The sequence below is a fragment of the Anaerostipes stercorihominis genome (assembly GCF_057535655.1).
On the sequence record NZ_BAAJCL010000014.1, the window covers coordinates 40682 to 56411 of the forward strand.

The window sequence follows — 15730 nt, forward strand, 5'->3', positions numbered from 1 at the left end:
AAAACAAGATGAGCGTTTATAATATAGGAAAGTCAGAACTTTCCTAATATTATAAAAAAGGGGGCGGCAAACAATAATTTATTCATTGTTTGACGCCCTCGTCAGTAACTTCGCTGCATATAGAATACAACGAATTTCTTTTAAAATCAAGATATTTTTTGTATTTTATTTTATACGTTATACATTTTTGACTTTCAAAAGGACATAATTTTTCTTTCCTTTGACTGTTTTGCTCCCTTTCAGTCGGAATTGATACGACGTTCCCACTCTGGCATTCCTCAAGGTATACGTTATGGTTCCACCTTTTTGATAGCTTTTTACCCTCCGATAGTTTCCTCTGCCGCGCTTTACTTCCAGCTGATAGGATTCATATCCCGCCACATTGCCGTATTTCACCTTAACTGTTTTCTTACCGTTTTTTGCCTTTACCTGGCGGACTTTATAGTATTTTCTTCCCTTCGTTCCATTGCGGTAAGGTTTTACCTTAAATTTATAAGAAGCACCGGATCTTACCGTAATCGTCTTAGAAGAAACCTTTCCAACAGTTGTTAATCTTTTATACTTTCCTTTTCCTGCTTTCACATAGATCACATAGCCTTTTGCTTTTTTCTTTTTCTTCCAGGAAAGCTTTATTTTTCTAACAGAGCTTTTCTTGTAGGTAATCGGCTTTTGAACAGATGCCGTATTTTTTTTGCCGACGGCAAACAAATATTTAGAATCATTGGTGTAAAATAAAGTTCCGTCTTCATCCACTGCCGGAGTGCTCATACAATAATTTTTTGTCTCATCCGATGTTGGTTCATAGACCGTATGAAGACGCGCTGATGTTCCGTCCTTTGCCGTATTCACAGCGTATAAACCGCCCGGCATTGTATTGACTGTAATGTATACATTTGACTTGGCAACTATCGGTACGGACTGAGAGTTTTCCGGAAGTTCTATCATGCTGCTGATTTTATATTGGTTGGAAGCTACATTCACAACCGACAAAAAGCCTTTGGAGCCATAATCTCCCACCCTTCCCGAAATATATACCTTTCCGTCTGCATATTCCGGTGAACCTGCCACATATCCGCCGTTTTTTAGAGAAATCGTTGATACAGTTTCCATGGTTCCGTCCTGCTTTACTTTAATTCCATAGAAATTAGCAGATTGATCTGCCAGATAAATGGTATTGCTCGTCCGATTGCAGGCAATACCGCCGCTAAAGTTTCCCAAGAGTTTTTTGCTCCCTGCCTGCCGATACCCCCGTGTTCGATCAAAACTCATCAAATTTCCGGCACTATCAGATATTAAAAGATAATTTCCAAGAACAACCCCCTGATTCCAGTAAAAATTCCCGCTCTTTGATGTGGTAATTTTAGTGATCGATTTTTCTTCATTTTCTTTTGACGGATCATCATCTTTTGTTGTTATCCTATAGTAGCTGCCCGGAGACGACGGACCCCCGGTTCCCACATAAAGTTCCCCATCTGAATACAACAATCTGGAACTGATTTCATGGTCTGCACTTTCACTGATCCAAAGAGATTTTAAAGTCTGAGCATCAAATGCCTGAATTTTTCCACTGTCATAACCAACAAAAATTTTTCCGTCGCCATAGCCAAGATCCGCTATATAATACATTGATTCTGAATACTTGGTTTCTTTTACAATTTTTCCTGTTTTCTTATCAATTTTTACAATTCTCTGACTATGGTTATCTGCTGCATAAATGTAAGAACCGACCATTTTGATTTCAGATAAGGTATCCCATCCGCCTCCGATCTTAACACTCCAGTTTAATTTTGCTTCGCTGCTGTCTTTTGCCGGCTGTACAGTAACTACTTCTGCTCTTGCCACTGTCGGAAATGCCACTGTCATAATCAGTGTCAAAAAAAACGCTGCATACTTCTTTTTTTTCATAAATTTCTCCTTTTTATACTTATTGTGTTATATTTTTCTTCCTTAAAAAAACCATATTTATATTTTACTCTGTTTAATTTTTTTATAAAAACAGGAGTCAGGACCCATAAGAAAACCATATTTGAAATACAGTATTCTAAAGTTACCGGGATGGATGTTCCTAGAACCAACATATACCGTTTCCAGAAAAATCCATCTCCGGCAGCTAAAACCGTCCATACATCCATGACTGCCGAAAACAAAATTCCGGCAAACACTCCGTATAGCATCAAACACAGCCGATGCTGTTCTAATAATTTTTTTTGATTCAGCCATCCGGAAATCCAGCCAATACTCCCCCAGGCAATCATCTGAAACGGCGTCCAAGGTCCCTGCCCAAAGAAAAAATTGGATACAAAAGCCCCAAGAGAGCCACATAAAAATCCTGATTCTCTTCCAAATGCCATCCCGAAAATTATAATCATAGCGCTGACCGGTTTCCACCCCGGTGTCAAGGCAAAAATCGTTCTGGAAACTACAATCAACGCAATCATCACTGCCACAACAACACTTTCTCTAGTCCTTGGCCGACGCTTTTCATATTTCCAATAGTAGGGAATACAGGAAATTGCCGCTAAAACGATCATAAAAAAGTTCACAGACACCTCACTCTCTCCGGCAAAAGAATCCTTTGTTTTTGCTGGCTTGTAATTTTTGCTGATGTTGTGGTATAAAAATAATTATCAGAAAAAAATTCCTCCACATCCGCAATCCCCTCTATTTTTCCATCAAACATCATACCTGCACAATCTGCAAATTCTGCACAAAATTCTAAATCATGCGAAGCCATCAAAATCGTCATTCCCTTTTGAGACAGGTTCTTCAAAAAATGCCCGAACCTTCTGGAATGAATCCGGTCCACCCCTTTTGTCGGCTCATCCAGCAGCAAAATTTCCGGTTTCACCAAAAGCAGCTTCACCAAAGCTGCCATTTGCTTTTGCCCGCCACTTAAATCATAAGGGTGTGTTTTCCTTTCCTTTTCCAGATCGGACATACAAAGCAATTCTTCCAGCAATTGCGGATCCGCCTCAGCCATATCCATTAAATCCTCTTCCAGACAATCTTTCATAAATAAAACAGTCGGGTCTTGTGGAAGATATACGATTTTCCTGGCGCACTCAATCTGACCGTCAAACTTTATGTTTCCGGCAATGCAAGAGAGCAGCGTTGATTTACCGCTTCCATTGGCTCCCACCACCGAAAAAATTTCTCCTTCTCCCAGCTGAAATGACAAATTTTTCAAAACCATATTGGAGTCATATCCTACATATAAGTGAGAAAGCTTCATTATCGGCTGAAAAGGTTTCTTTTTCTCTCTTACAATTTCATATTGGCAGTGCTCTATTTTATCTCTCACTTCTGCCATACAAAACGTGGGCTCTATTTGAAATGTTTGTGACAGCCTGAGAATTTCCGGAAGTGTCTGACACAGTTCCCCGCAATGCTTTGTTAAGTGATGTACGGATTCCCTGACCGTTCCACAGGCTGCAATTTCTCCCTTCTCCATAAACACGCACTGATCTGCCATCTCCATCACATCTTCCAAATCGTGGGAAGAAAAAATGATTGTCATATCAAACTCCTTCTGCAATTTTTGAAGCATCGAAAGAAATTTGCTTTTAGACGCCGAATCCAACTGCGCCGTAGGTTCATCAAGAAGCAGAACCTTGGGATGCATCGCCGTAATTGCCGCAAGATTGACCATTTGTTTTTGCCCCCCCGAAAGTTCCTGTGGCGGACAGTCATAGATCTCCTGCAAATTAAAATAATTGACAATTTCTGCAACGGTCCTTTTCATTTTTTCATAGGATACTCCCAGATTCTCCAATCCAAAAGCAATTTCGTGCCATACGGTGTCCATCACAAGCTGGCTGGACGGATCTTGAAAAAGATAGCCGATTTCTGCCGCAGATTTTCTTCCCTCCAGAGTTTGAATCGGCTTACCTTTGTAAAAAATTTTTCCTTTTCGCTTTCCCACAGGCATCAGTTCCTTTTTTAAATGTCGAAGAAGCGTTGTTTTCCCACTTCCGCTTTTTCCTCCGATGAGAACAAAGTCCCCTTTCCTAATATTAAGAGAAATCTTTTGCAAATTGGATTGATCTGATAACGGATACCGAAATGTCAAATTATCTATTTCAAACATACATACCGCTCCTTCCAACAAAACGGCAGCAGGATTTGAGCCGCCATACATAACATCCACACCACATCCCTCAAAGTTAGAGAATTCCAGATTATCATTGGATAAAAAAAGAATCTGGAATAAAAAGAACTTCTGCTGTAACAATTCAATAGAAATAAAAGCCAGATTTCTGCCATGTGCATAAGGTCTGCCTTGTCCCACGAAAACAAATGAAAATGGGTTCTCTTTCCAACACCGTATCCTCTGGCATTCATAGAATCCAGCTGGTCCACAGACATCTCAAATGCCCATGTTGTCTCCATAGAAAACACATGGACCGCGCGCCTTAGCGGAGATTCCTTTTTCAATTTCTTTCTGACTTCTGTCATTTTTTCCGCCTGCTTTTGGTAACGGGGAACCAGAGCTAATGCCATTGAAAACATCACCCCCAGTTTCGGAAACAGCGTCCCCGAAAGATATACCCAGTGTTCTCGTTGAAAATACCGCTGGAACAGAGAAAAAGCGAAACATACATTCATCAAAAGACATCCGTACCATATTCCATAAAACAAGGCTTCTTTTGTCATCCGGATTTCTCCGTTCTGCCACAGGATCGTTGCTCCCCGCTGTACCAACAAAGGATTGGTCACCGATACAAGAATCGCCAGCAGCAGAAATGGTACAATTTTCTGAAACTTCCTCTCATGATAGAAATACATTCCAATCAAACTTACCGCCTGAATTCCTGTCATCCATGGATGTTTACTTCCGATTACGGTCACAAAAACTGCCAAAAAATAGGACAATATCACAAGAGGATGCATTCTCCGGAAAGCTTTTAAGTACATTTATATGTCTCCCCGAACGCAGGTGTACAGCCATTCGACTCTATCTCCGTCCGATAACAGATAATCTCCGGCAGCAACATTGGGAAACGTTCCATTCACTTTATACATCCAGCCGCTGTTTTTTCCGCAGTCAAATTCATAGAGTCCGTCAATCCCTGAAACATAACCTTTTGAGCTGTCAAAATCCACTCCTGTCTTCTTTAGCACATCCATCACAGTCTCCCCGTCCTGTATTTTGATCGTTTTCCTGTAAATCTCCCCATTGGACGGCACGCGATAATTGGATTGGAGGTCATCTTTATGCTTCAATACCGTTTTACAGCTAATCAAAAAACTACAGTTTTTCTCCTTCGATTCTTTTTTTATCTCCTTGTCAGCCGCATTTGTTTGCTTCTTTTCGGATTGGGTCGTTGTTTTCTTTCTCTTTTTTACAGAACTTGCGTTCTTCTTTTTAGCTGTTTTCTTGGTCTGTGCGGACTTCTCTTCAGAAGACTTCTTTTCTTTTTGTTTTGTCTCTTTGTTCTTCTTAGATTTGTCTTTTAAAGTTTCTTTAGTTATTTTTGCGTTGTCTTTCTGCTGCCCTTTTTCAGAGGAAGTTTCAGCAACATTAAGGTCTGTTTTTTTCGTTTGCTCATTTTCCTGACCATTGGCACAGGCAGTCAATAAAATCGCTAAAACTGCTGTTAATAAACTTATCCTGATTTTTTTCATAAAAAATAGATCCTCCCACTTTTCCATCGGCATAAAAGGATCTACTCTTTTTCAGATACCAGAAGAAAGAGTCTTAAAACCGACTCTTTCTAACATTCCGCAAAATATTTCCTTGGAAATAATGAATCTGTACATCTTGAGAACGACTCCGTCGACCGCAGAGTATATCCTTAGATTATGGCAAGTATTCCGGCTCTGATTCAACGTCTTGGCACCTTCCCGGTTTCCCAGTGGTATGCTTGCCTCAACTCCTCATTACGGCGGCGGGACCGCTCAGGACTTGCACCTGATTCCAATTTCATATCTGATTCAGACAATCCCCGGAAACGTACTTCGCTGATTTCGCTTCCTCCATATATCTGTCAGATAACCATAAAATTATGCTTTTTTCATATGTTAACTATTATTATTCAAAACTTTTCTCTTTCTGTCAATACTTAATTTGTTTTCCCGCCGGGTCCATCCGATAATTTTTTCGATAAATCATCTTCGATACCGGAACAAACCGATATCCTTTCTTTTTTAAATTGCGAATGATCGGTCGAAGCGCTTCCTTTGTGTATTTGGTTCCTGTGTGCATTAAAATAATTCCCCCGGGCTCCAGCGCTTTGTGCTCACAAACTTTATCAATAATCTTTTGTGTTCCAAGATCCATCCAGTCCAGACTGTCCAGTAACCATACAGCTTTCAAAAACTTTCTGCTGATTAAATTTTCCATATAATCTCGATTTTATCATTGAAAATTTCTACTCTATTTATATAGTTTTGGGCTACTTTCTTCTTATCTTTAAAGTCCAATTTCTCAAATACAATCGGTTCAACTTTTTTTCTTACTGTATCTTGATTTTCTAATAATCCTAATAACCCTTTCTTTTTTTGATCCAATTTTTCAATTTCTTCATTTATGTATTTCATTGTTGTCGAAGTAGCTTCACCAATAGCTTGTATTAGGCGATCAATTTTTTCTTCTATTTTCACAATCTGAATTTTCTTTTCCTCATCTGAGAAGTCTCCAACTTCCTCCATTTCCTCCTTATTGGCTGTTTCAATGATCTTTTCTATTTCTTTTTGTACCAATGTTTCGACTTCTTCTATCTCCATTGGAAACCTTTTTATTTCACAACAACCCAAATTTGTATGTCCGGAACACCTCATAAATTTAATCTTTGACTGATCTGACTTTCTAAAATAAGTTCCAATTGTAATAGAATAACCACAATACCCACATTTCGCTAATCCTGTCAGCCATGTATGTTTTCCTGTACCAGAATTTTTGATCTGTCCATTCTTATCTAACTTCCGGTTGCATTTTAACCAAAGCGAACTATCAATCACTCCTGGAATATTTAATAATGAAACGGTTTGATTCGCCGGTTTTGAGTTTGTACGAAATCCTCCATCTGATACATATTGCTTTTTTCCTACAACATGTGCTGCCTTTGTACCATCCCATTCTTCCACAGGGTTACTGAATTTAAAACCTTTCTCCTTCAAATACATATATACTAAAATATCTGCTTTCACATAAACCGGACTGCGAAACAATCTGGATAATGAAATATTATTCCAAACAATCTTTTGATTTGTCTCTACTTTTTGAGCAATGCGCATTTTGGCCAGCTTTCCCAATGACATTTCATCCTTTGCATATTCTTTAAAATTTTCAATCATAATGTGTAAATCACTATCCGGGACTATGGTTGGATGTTTCTTTCCATTAAGATATTCTTCACTATTTTGAAATCCAAAAGGCGCCGGTCCTCCCGGCCATACTCCATTTTTTATTCTTTGATAGTAATTATCTGTGCATCGCTCAACAATCGTTTCCCTTTCCAATTGTGCAAATACCATAATAATAAATAACATTGCACGTCCCATGGGTGTTGCTGTATCAAACTTTTCATTAATTGACACAAATTCTACACCATAGTGTTGTAGGATACTCCAATTTTCTGCAAAATCTAAAATAGATCGGCTAAACCGATCCATTTTATATACAATTATTTTTCTGATTTTACCATTTTTGACCTCCTGGATCATTCTTTGAAAATCAGGGCGTTTTGTATTCTTTCCACTAAAGCCTTTGTCTTTAAAAATCTTATATCCATCTGGTGCATTTGACTCTCTTATTCCAAAATTAATCTGAGTTTCAATTGAAATACTGTCCTTTTTATCTATCGATTGTCTTGCATAAATGGCATCCATATGAAAACTCCCTATTTTGATTTATAATAGATATTATCTTTATGATTCAGTTCACGAATTAAAATCAAGTACCCCTGCCTTCTTTTTTCTTCCATTTCTTTTTTATTCTTATATTTAGGAAAATGATTTTTAACTTCTAATTTGCTCATATTCATCACAATCCTTTCACTTCTTTATTTCATGATATTTCTGTTTTTCCTCTCTTATGACTTTAAATTTTTGTTTTTATATGCCCGTTTAAGGTCGATAGCACAACCGGTTGCTAAGAAAAGAAAACTAACAGTTTTTATATTCTCTTTCTTTTCTTAACAACAGTTTTGTATTATATATAGCCAGGCTTACCATTCCTGTCATATCTAAAAATCTTTGCGTTTAGATCTGCCGATACTGATCGGGAGAGATGCCTGTACAAAACAGCCACACCTAAGTATCATTATACCCCTCAATTCAGGTCATCGCACCAGAGCTGTGCTGCGTCTGGTTTAATGTTCTTCCTTTTATCGCTGGCATCTCACGACGAGTCAAGGCGAGGAATCATTCAGCTCTCTGCTTCGGGAACGTACTATATATAATAATTCAATTGTCAATGTGCGCAAAAAACAATATCGTCCAAAAAAGTGTACTTTTTTAAACCATTAAAATACTATTGATTTTTTACTAATTCTATGATATTTTAAGTATAGAAAACAAGTCCGAAAGAGTACGCATTTTCGGACTACAGCAATGATTATTGGAGGAAAAGTATGAAACAAATCAGAATTATTGTTACTATCTTTTTATTAAGTGTTGGCTGTTTTTCAATGCTGCCAAAAACCACCGTGGATGTTTCGGCTGCAAAAGCTGTCAAAGTCAAAGCGAAATCTAAAAGTACAAAAAGCGGAAAATTTTATATTGTACTTACAGGTTATACAAAAAAGGGAAAAAAAGTTTGGACTCGTAAGTCTGATAAACATATTGGCGCCCAAGTGTCCCAAGTGACATATAAAAAAAGGAAAAATCAAGTTTATCTTTTTGATGGCAAAAAATTGAAAATTTTTCGACTGTCCTCCGGTAAAAAATTAAAACAAATTAAGTTAAAAATCGGTGCCGGTCATTCCTTTGCATTCGATTCCAAAGATAATATATATCTTACCGGTTACTTCTATAATACGGTTTACAAGTTAGATAAAAAAGGGCGTATCCAATGGCGTAAAAACATAAAACATCTTGGTTTAAGTAATGCTTATGGTGCAAAATACAAAAAAGGAATTCTAACCGTTTACTATGAATCTAGTCCACGTGCCGGAGAATTAGATATAAATAAACATTTTTGGATAAAATTTAATTCCAAAAACGGAAAGATAAAAAGTTACCGCAGATAAATAAGATCCTATATGAAAATTCATATAGGATCTTATTTATTATTTCCTCAACTCTTTTGCTTTGTCAAAAAAAGTTGATTTCGGCATGTTACATTGTTTGGCTGCTTCTTTCACACTGATTTTTTTATCTTCCCATAATCGGACAATCTCATAAAAATTATCTGGTACAGCTCTTTTAGGTCTTCCAAATTTTACCCCTCTCGCTTTCGCAGCTGCAATTCCTTCTGCCTGTCTCTGTTTAATATTTTCTCGTTCGGTTTGTGCAACATAAGATAAAATCTGCAACACAATATCTGCAATAAATGTACCCATTAGATTCTTTTCCCTTCGAGTATCCAAAAGAGGCATATCCAGTACCACAATATCCACTTTTTTAACTTTTGTAATAATTCTCCATTGTTCTATAATTTCTTCATAATTCCTTCCCAACCGATCAATTGATTTTACAAACAAAACCGTATCTTCATTCAATCGTTTTAGAAGACGTTGATATGATTTCCGATTAAAATCTTTTCCGGATGATTTATCCATATAAATTTTATTTTTAGAAATCCCCAATTCTTCTAATGCAACCACTTGTCTTGCTTCATTTTGATCCTGACTGGATACACGAATATACCCATATCTTTTTTCCTTTTCGTTATTCATACTCTACCTCCAAAATTAAATAAATTCACAATTCTATTTTGAAGGATTCTCTTTGATACAACATAGTCCAAAAGCATTTTATTAGAATAATTAAAATAACTTCGGTCCCGCCGGGTCCGAAGTTAAAAAAAATTTTTTCTTATTCTATAGTTCTACCTCATTTTCAATTCCTTGGTTTAAACTACTATGCTGTTGTTCTAAACCAATATCTAAATTTTCTAAAATAACAGGATGCTCTAAAGTCGCTGCAACCTCTTCCGAAATTTTATTTCTCGTTTTTTCGACAACATACGTTTTACAAACAGCTTCAAGTGTTTCAAAATTACAATGAAATGGCTTAACAAATTTTTTTGTCATTTGCTCCTCATATATTTTGTCAGCCCGCTCTAGAATGCCTTGCCTCTTACTTCTACAAAAACGAACTTCTTTTTCTAATAGTTTTTTGTAAGCTACATCCTGTATTGCATCAATATCTATTTCCTCATATAACCCTTGTTTTACTGGAATCATTTTTTTAATTTCTAAAACTGCTAATATTCGTTTTACTTTGGTCTTATTTTGAAAAACGAAAATATCATTATCTCTAATTGCTTTTTTATTGATATACTCATATATCAGGTAATTTGTATCTGTTACATTATGCCATTTTCTATGTTTATTTTTAGCTGACGTCAATGGAATAACATATTCCATTCCTTCATTATTTAACAAAATTCCCAAATGTGGTTTATTTTCATAATTACTATTTCTATCAAAAAATACTTCTGTGTCAACTTCATATAATTTTTCTAAATATTCAAGTGAGATTTTTACAAATCTAAAGTTTTCAAAAAACATAGTTTTTATCCTTTGCACAAAAAAAGGGAAGAAACCTTCCCTTTAGACTTTATCGTTGCCCACTTAACGGTAGAGCATCACCATCTTTATCATTGCCCACTTAACGGTAGAGCATCACCATCTTTATCGTTGCCCACTTAACGGTAGAGCATCACCATCTTTATCATTGCTCACTTAACGGTAAAATACACCGCTTTTTATAGGATTATTAAGTCCCCTATATAGACTACAACTTATCTCCTTGTTGTCAGACCTACATATCCTTAGATATGTCTTTTCCTAATCCGAAAGATATTCTCTCTCTTAGTGAATAGTATATCACATTTTCAGAAAAAGTCTATAAAATTCTCCATATTTGTAGATAATATTCTTACATACTCTTGGTAAAAATTCATTGTCGATTATTCCGACAACTTCGGACCCATCGGGTCCGAAGTTAAAAAGAAAATATTCTTCTCTTTCTATACTGCTATCTCATTTTCGATATTAGCAGAAGGTAAACTTTACAAAAAATAAAGCAAGAAAGACAATTCACACCGATACTGAAGATATTGCTTCTATTTCTGCTGACCGAGCTAGTTATAAGCATAATACCAATACAGAAAGGCCTAGCGAAGACGGTGTGCAGTTTGTAACAAGTAATTCCGATTGAACTTGTAGAACACATCAAGGTTTACGAAAACGGCAATATCAGCGTGAAATTCAAATCTGACGATTGGAATGATGATGGATATTTGGACGGAGAAAGCAAATGATTCTGTGAAATATGACAGCTTAGCTACGCAGAAGAATTTTGATAAGTTTTGATGAACAAATTATAAAGCACAGCAGGAAGTAACGGAACAGACGGACAGCCGTTTCCCCTGCCGGGATTATAGCCAACAGAAAAGGAGCGTCAAGGGTAAAATGCACAGTCGTTCCGACTGCCTGACGCTCCTTTTCCTTATGGCTCTTTAGCACCCAAGGGGAAATGGCTTATTGTGGCATTTTTGTCTCTGTGATATAATTGACAAGCTACCGCCCCTAGACAGGTAGAGAAAGGGGGTGCGTACTCAGTGAGTGAATTTTCATCATTTTTTCTCTCTGTTTTGGCAAGTGTAATCGCCTACTACATTTGCAAATGGCTGGACAGAAAGAAGTAATCGGTAGTCAGCCTAGGGATTACGCCACCCTCTCCAAAACGGAATAGAAAAGCCCCGGTGCTGGAACACCGGGGCTTTTTGCGTACTCAATGAGTACTTTCATCATTTTTGCCTACTGACATTATAGCATATGCCTTTCGGCATTTCAAGTATACCCTACTTCCACCACTTGTAAACGGTGGGCTTGCTCAATCCTGTCTCCCGTATGCAGTCCACTTTCTTTCCGTCCGGGTGCTGACGCTGCCATTCTTGGACAATCTTCGACTTCTCTCCGTTTCCTTTTGGTCTGCCTTGCAGAATATGCAGACATCCGTAAGGATTATGATCTATGACTTACACTATCAAAATTACAGATCAGGCAGATAATGATATCCGTAACATCTATGAATATATTGCCTACGAACTGCAGTCACCGGAGAATGCCAGTAGCCAGCTGGGCAGAATCGAAAAGTGTATTATGAGTCTTGACGATAGGCGGTGTGTTCCTGACCATATACACAATACAGCGTTGCTGTTCTGTCGTTGGAAATGCTGCAGTAATGGCCTCTTTTATTCCTGACATTCCTCCTGTTTCTTCAGTTAATTGATCATGCCAAAAAATTATTTGTCGTTTGCTTAACCTAATCATTTTGCTAATTCCTCATATAGTTTACGATTTTTTTCAATCATTCTTTTTGACAGATTTAAAAGATCTTCATCATTTGCTTCCTGCATTTTCTCTGCCTGCCCAAATTCTATTACCAGATAACGTGGTGTATTATTTTTTAAAATAACCACAGAACCTTTCTGATCAACTAGTTTTGCTACTTTAGAAAAATTTTGATTTGCTTCCGTAATTGATACTAAGTTTTCTGTATCTACCATCATATTATATCACTCCTCGTTTTTTATTCTTTTTTTTATTATATGTATAATCTAGGATAAATACAACCTATTTTCATTTTGTAAAAAGCTATTGCTGACCAGATCTATTTTTTTCGATATATTTTGATACACGTTCTCCATAGTTTTATTTGTGTAATCATAAGCACTCCTTATTTTCGATTTTTACTATGTATCATATACCGGAATCTTCTAACTTCGGACCCGACGGGTCCGAAGTTCATACTGTTCTGCTTCTAAGAGGGTTTGGGATTCTTCCCAAAAATAAAAGGGGGATTGGGGACCTCCCCAACAAGCTCTATTTGTCCGAAACCGTCGGACAAATAGGATGCTTGCTTTAAATTTCAATGAAATTTAAATTTTTCACACCGCTCCCTGACGTGTTCGGTGTTTGTTACTGAAAAGAAAATCTGCACTTGCAGATCCACTTCGGACCCGTCGGGACCGAAGTTCCTAATTTCTAATAATTCATTTTCCTTAACTTTTTCCATGTCTCTTTCATACTGATTCTATATTGTTTTCGGCAAATAATTTCGGCACAATTAATTCTCTATTTTTCAATTCATATTTTTCTTCTATTAATAAATTATAAAAAAATTTCTCTAAATATTTAAATTCTATTCCAATATTTTTCGGATAATTCGCATAATTGGAACGTAACAAAGCATTACGAAAATATCGAGCATGTTTTTGAAACATATCATTATTAATAGGAAAACCAATACTATTTAGATATCTTTCTATAAATACCGCCGTTGTTCTTGTATTTCCTTCTCCAAAAGCATGTACCTGCCATATGGCAGAAGTAAATTTTGCAATGTGCTGCACAAGTTCAAACTCATCACAAGAAAGATAATCATATTTTCGTTCTTCCTCAAAATCATATTGAAATGTATCCTGAATCATAAAATAATTTGCATAATTTACCGTTGCACCATTTAGTATCGGTTCTTCCTTACTAATATTATAAGTTCTGAATTCTCCTGCAAAATCATAAATTCCACGAAACAAATATCTGTGAATGGATCTTAATGCTGCCGGACTAAAAGTAAAAGAATCATCCTGCAATAACTGTACAATACGATTTGACACTAAATCACATTCCATTTTTCTGGTTTTATACGCTTCTGATGTTTCGCTTTCATAATGTGAATACAATAACTTTTCAATTTTTTTATTTGATAACTTTCCATAAATATTTTCTTTGGATAATTTTAAAAGATAGCCAGATGGTTTTAAATCATCTACTTGTTGTAATCCTATGGCTATTTTCCAATATTTTTCTCTTTTTTCTATATTCGTCTCTTCTTGATTTTTTGTATAGGATGTATAATAGTTCATTGTTTTCACCAACTTTTATTTATTATAACGTAAGAACCTCAAATTTTATTTTTTCTTTTTCTCATAAAATTAGTATCATTTCTTACTTTGGTCCCATCGGGTCCGAAGTTCCTCCTCTTTACTTCGGTCCCACCGGGTCCGAAGTTCCTCTTTCTTACTTTGGTCCCGCCGGGTCCAAAGTTATGGCTCTGATAATAAACAAGGGGAAATGGCTTATTGTGGCATTTCTGCCACTGTGCTATAATGGACAAGCTACCACCCCTAGACAGGTAGAGAAAGGGGGTGTGCGCTAGTAAGTAAATTTCTGTCATTTTTTCTCTCTGTTTTGGCAAGTGTAGTCGCCTACTACATCTGCAAATGGTTGGACAGAGATGAGTAAACGGTAGCCAGCCTAGGGATTAAGCCACCCTCTCCAAAACGGAATAGAAAAACCCCAGAGGGTGCGACCTCTGGGGTTTTTTGTGCGCTCAATGAGCACTTCTGTCATTTTTGCCTACTGACATTATAGCATATGCCTTTCGGCATTTCAAGTGTTCCCTATTCTTCCGATTTCCACACCTGCCACCAACGCTTTTTTTCATTCCCATTCTTTTGTTCCAACAGTTTTATTTTCAGAATTATATTTCCAATTCTTCATTTTCAATCAGCTTCTATCTTTCCTGTCCCTAATCTCACAAATTTTTTGAACTGTTGGCAAAATACTTTCATTCAACATTACATGTAATACAGCTTTTAAATGTAATTTTTGTGCTTCTGTTATGACAGGTAATCCAAATGCCTTTTCCGGTATATCATCTATCAGTTGATGAATCCTATGCATATCCAGCTTTTTTGTAAATCTCAAGACAGCCTCCGAACAATCTTCATTTTGCAATGATTCCATATACTGAAATGGATGAATATGTTTTTCATTATTTTCGGTAAAAAATGATGTCCCTGTTCCAAGTGTATCTTGTTGAATTTCCTTTCGATTCGATAATCGCCTTTCTGCTACTGATGGATTCCGTTTATTGAAAAAACTATTTCCATTGTCATAAACCGGTGCTAATTTTCCCGACCCATCTGCATTAATAAAAATGCCCCAGTTCCCATTATTTCGATCTCCGTTTCGTATAAAAGCATCTATTACAAACATATCCCAAAATCGCTCCATAACACCTTGTGTTTTCAGAAAAACAGGAGCAGTTTTAAGAACCGTCAATACGTCTTTCAAGGATTCTCCCTGTTGATTGGAAGAACTACTATCTAAATCAGCATCCATTTCAGTTAATGAGTTTTTGATTTGTCCATATTCAACCAAACAATGCATTGGATCAAAATCTTTACAGGCAACAACTATTTTTTCGTCACGATATCCTAACATTGTATCATGTACGGGAATGCCAAATGATGCATAAATCTGAGATCCTATATATTCGCTTACCGGACTCATCGTGTAAGAAAGAATATGTTTTCCTTCAAATTGCTTTGTATTTTCCGGAAATTTTATCATCCATCTTTCACCGTCTATGATGATTGCATATTTAGATCCACTCTTTCCTCCATAATATGTTGTAAAGTCTCTTTGATATTTATTTAAGTCTCTGATCTGAATCATCTCTTCCTCCTCTATCTATTTATAACTTCGGTCCCGCCGGGTCCGAAGTTCCTCTTTTTTACTTTGGTCCCACCGAGTCCGAAGTTCTTCCT

The 15730-nt window shown here is 36.7% G+C and carries 14 protein-coding genes, 1 pseudogene and 1 riboswitch; of the genes and pseudogenes, 1 reads left to right on the plus strand and 14 read right to left on the minus strand.

Annotated features, from left to right (window positions below; translation table 11 throughout):
- Window positions 1–177: 177 nt before the first annotated feature.
- From AC27EF_RS11545 to AC27EF_RS11580, 8 genes are all read right to left on the minus strand, one after another.
- The gene (locus tag AC27EF_RS11545) at window positions 178–1905 is read right to left on the minus strand and encodes an outer membrane protein assembly factor BamB family protein (RefSeq protein ID WP_487110922.1); all 1728 of its coding nucleotides are present in this window, start codon (window positions 1903–1905) and stop codon (window positions 178–180) included.
- Window positions 1902–2543: an ECF transporter S component gene (locus AC27EF_RS11550; protein ID WP_487110924.1), complete on the minus strand. Its 642-nt coding sequence runs from the start codon at window positions 2541–2543 to the stop codon at window positions 1902–1904. Before AC27EF_RS11550 ends, AC27EF_RS11545 begins: the two co-directional genes overlap by 4 nt.
- Complete coding sequence (locus AC27EF_RS11555) at window positions 2540–4087, minus strand: ABC transporter ATP-binding protein (protein ID WP_487110925.1); 1548 nt, start codon at window positions 4085–4087, stop codon at window positions 2540–2542. Before AC27EF_RS11555 ends, AC27EF_RS11550 begins: the two co-directional genes overlap by 4 nt.
- Window positions 4075–4914 (minus strand): energy-coupling factor transporter transmembrane component T family protein, encoded by an 840-nt coding sequence (locus AC27EF_RS11560; protein WP_487110927.1) that lies wholly within the window; start codon window positions 4912–4914, stop codon window positions 4075–4077. Before AC27EF_RS11560 ends, AC27EF_RS11555 begins: the two co-directional genes overlap by 13 nt.
- Window positions 4915–5625 (minus strand): DUF4430 domain-containing protein, encoded by a 711-nt coding sequence (locus AC27EF_RS11565; protein WP_487110928.1) that lies wholly within the window; start codon window positions 5623–5625, stop codon window positions 4915–4917.
- Between the two features lie 162 nt (window positions 5626–5787).
- Window positions 5788–5962: riboswitch (cobalamin riboswitch) on the minus strand.
- A gap of 93 nt (window positions 5963–6055) precedes the next feature.
- Window positions 6056–6316 carry a polysaccharide deacetylase family protein gene (locus tag AC27EF_RS11570; RefSeq protein WP_487110929.1) on the minus strand — a complete coding sequence of 87 codons (261 nt, stop codon included), beginning with the start codon at window positions 6314–6316 and terminating at the stop codon, window positions 6056–6058.
- 14 nt (window positions 6317–6330) lie between these two features.
- On the minus strand, window positions 6331–7830 hold the full coding sequence (locus AC27EF_RS11575) for a recombinase family protein (protein WP_487110931.1): 1500 nt from the start codon (window positions 7828–7830) through the stop codon (window positions 6331–6333).
- A gap of 11 nt (window positions 7831–7841) precedes the next feature.
- The gene (locus AC27EF_RS11580) at window positions 7842–7979 is read right to left on the minus strand and encodes a hypothetical protein (RefSeq protein ID WP_487110932.1); all 138 of its coding nucleotides are present in this window, start codon (window positions 7977–7979) and stop codon (window positions 7842–7844) included.
- A 594-nt stretch (window positions 7980–8573) separates the two neighbouring features.
- On the opposite strand from AC27EF_RS11580, the gene AC27EF_RS11585 reads away from it, so the two are divergent.
- A complete protein-coding gene (locus AC27EF_RS11585; protein WP_487110934.1) occupies window positions 8574–9191 on the plus strand; it encodes a hypothetical protein in 618 nt (205 codons plus the stop codon).
- A 39-nt stretch (window positions 9192–9230) separates the two neighbouring features.
- Here AC27EF_RS11585 and AC27EF_RS11590 read toward each other — a convergent pair whose 3' ends face one another.
- The 6 genes and pseudogenes from AC27EF_RS11590 to AC27EF_RS11615 all read right to left on the minus strand — a co-directional run bounded on the left by AC27EF_RS11590 (window position 9231) and on the right by AC27EF_RS11615 (window position 15638).
- Window positions 9231–9839, minus strand: coding sequence for a recombinase family protein (locus AC27EF_RS11590; protein ID WP_487110936.1), 609 nt, complete (start codon window positions 9837–9839; stop codon window positions 9231–9233).
- Between the two features lie 144 nt (window positions 9840–9983).
- Window positions 9984–10676 (minus strand): type III toxin-antitoxin system ToxN/AbiQ family toxin, encoded by a 693-nt coding sequence (locus AC27EF_RS11595; protein WP_487110937.1) that lies wholly within the window; start codon window positions 10674–10676, stop codon window positions 9984–9986.
- A 1620-nt stretch (window positions 10677–12296) separates the two neighbouring features.
- Window positions 12297–12380: pseudogene (locus AC27EF_RS11600) on the minus strand (transposase); the annotation flags it as partial.
- Between the two features lie 62 nt (window positions 12381–12442).
- The gene (locus AC27EF_RS11605) at window positions 12443–12685 is read right to left on the minus strand and encodes a type II toxin-antitoxin system Phd/YefM family antitoxin (protein WP_487110939.1); all 243 of its coding nucleotides are present in this window, start codon (window positions 12683–12685) and stop codon (window positions 12443–12445) included.
- Between the two features lie 513 nt (window positions 12686–13198).
- Window positions 13199–14041, minus strand: coding sequence for a Fic/DOC family protein (locus AC27EF_RS11610; protein WP_487110940.1), 843 nt, complete (start codon window positions 14039–14041; stop codon window positions 13199–13201).
- A gap of 643 nt (window positions 14042–14684) precedes the next feature.
- On the minus strand, window positions 14685–15638 hold the full coding sequence (locus AC27EF_RS11615) for a HipA domain-containing protein (protein WP_487110942.1): 954 nt from the start codon (window positions 15636–15638) through the stop codon (window positions 14685–14687).
- Window positions 15639–15730 lie beyond the last annotated feature (92 nt).

Coding starts and splice junctions, on each gene's coding strand:
- AC27EF_RS11595 (WP_487110937.1), bottom strand. CDS start 10,676: ATGTTTTTTGAAAACTTTAGATTTGTAAAAATCTCACTTGAATATTTA.
- AC27EF_RS11610 (WP_487110940.1), bottom strand. CDS start 14,041: ATGAACTATTATACATCCTATACAAAAAATCAAGAAGAGACGAATATA.
- AC27EF_RS11555 (WP_487110925.1), bottom strand. CDS start 4,087: ATGTTTGAAATAGATAATTTGACATTTCGGTATCCGTTATCAGATCAA.
- AC27EF_RS11615 (WP_487110942.1), bottom strand. CDS start 15,638: ATGATTCAGATCAGAGACTTAAATAAATATCAAAGAGACTTTACAACA.
- AC27EF_RS11605 (WP_487110939.1), bottom strand. CDS start 12,685: ATGATGGTAGATACAGAAAACTTAGTATCAATTACGGAAGCAAATCAA.
- AC27EF_RS11580 (WP_487110932.1), bottom strand. CDS start 7,979: ATGAGCAAATTAGAAGTTAAAAATCATTTTCCTAAATATAAGAATAAA.
- AC27EF_RS11575 (WP_487110931.1), bottom strand. CDS start 7,830: ATGGATGCCATTTATGCAAGACAATCGATAGATAAAAAGGACAGTATT.
- AC27EF_RS11585 (WP_487110934.1), top strand. CDS start 8,574: ATGAAACAAATCAGAATTATTGTTACTATCTTTTTATTAAGTGTTGGC.
- AC27EF_RS11545 (WP_487110922.1), bottom strand. CDS start 1,905: ATGAAAAAAAAGAAGTATGCAGCGTTTTTTTTGACACTGATTATGACA.
- AC27EF_RS11560 (WP_487110927.1), bottom strand. CDS start 4,914: ATGTACTTAAAAGCTTTCCGGAGAATGCATCCTCTTGTGATATTGTCC.
- AC27EF_RS11565 (WP_487110928.1), bottom strand. CDS start 5,625: ATGAAAAAAATCAGGATAAGTTTATTAACAGCAGTTTTAGCGATTTTA.
- AC27EF_RS11590 (WP_487110936.1), bottom strand. CDS start 9,839: ATGAATAACGAAAAGGAAAAAAGATATGGGTATATTCGTGTATCCAGT.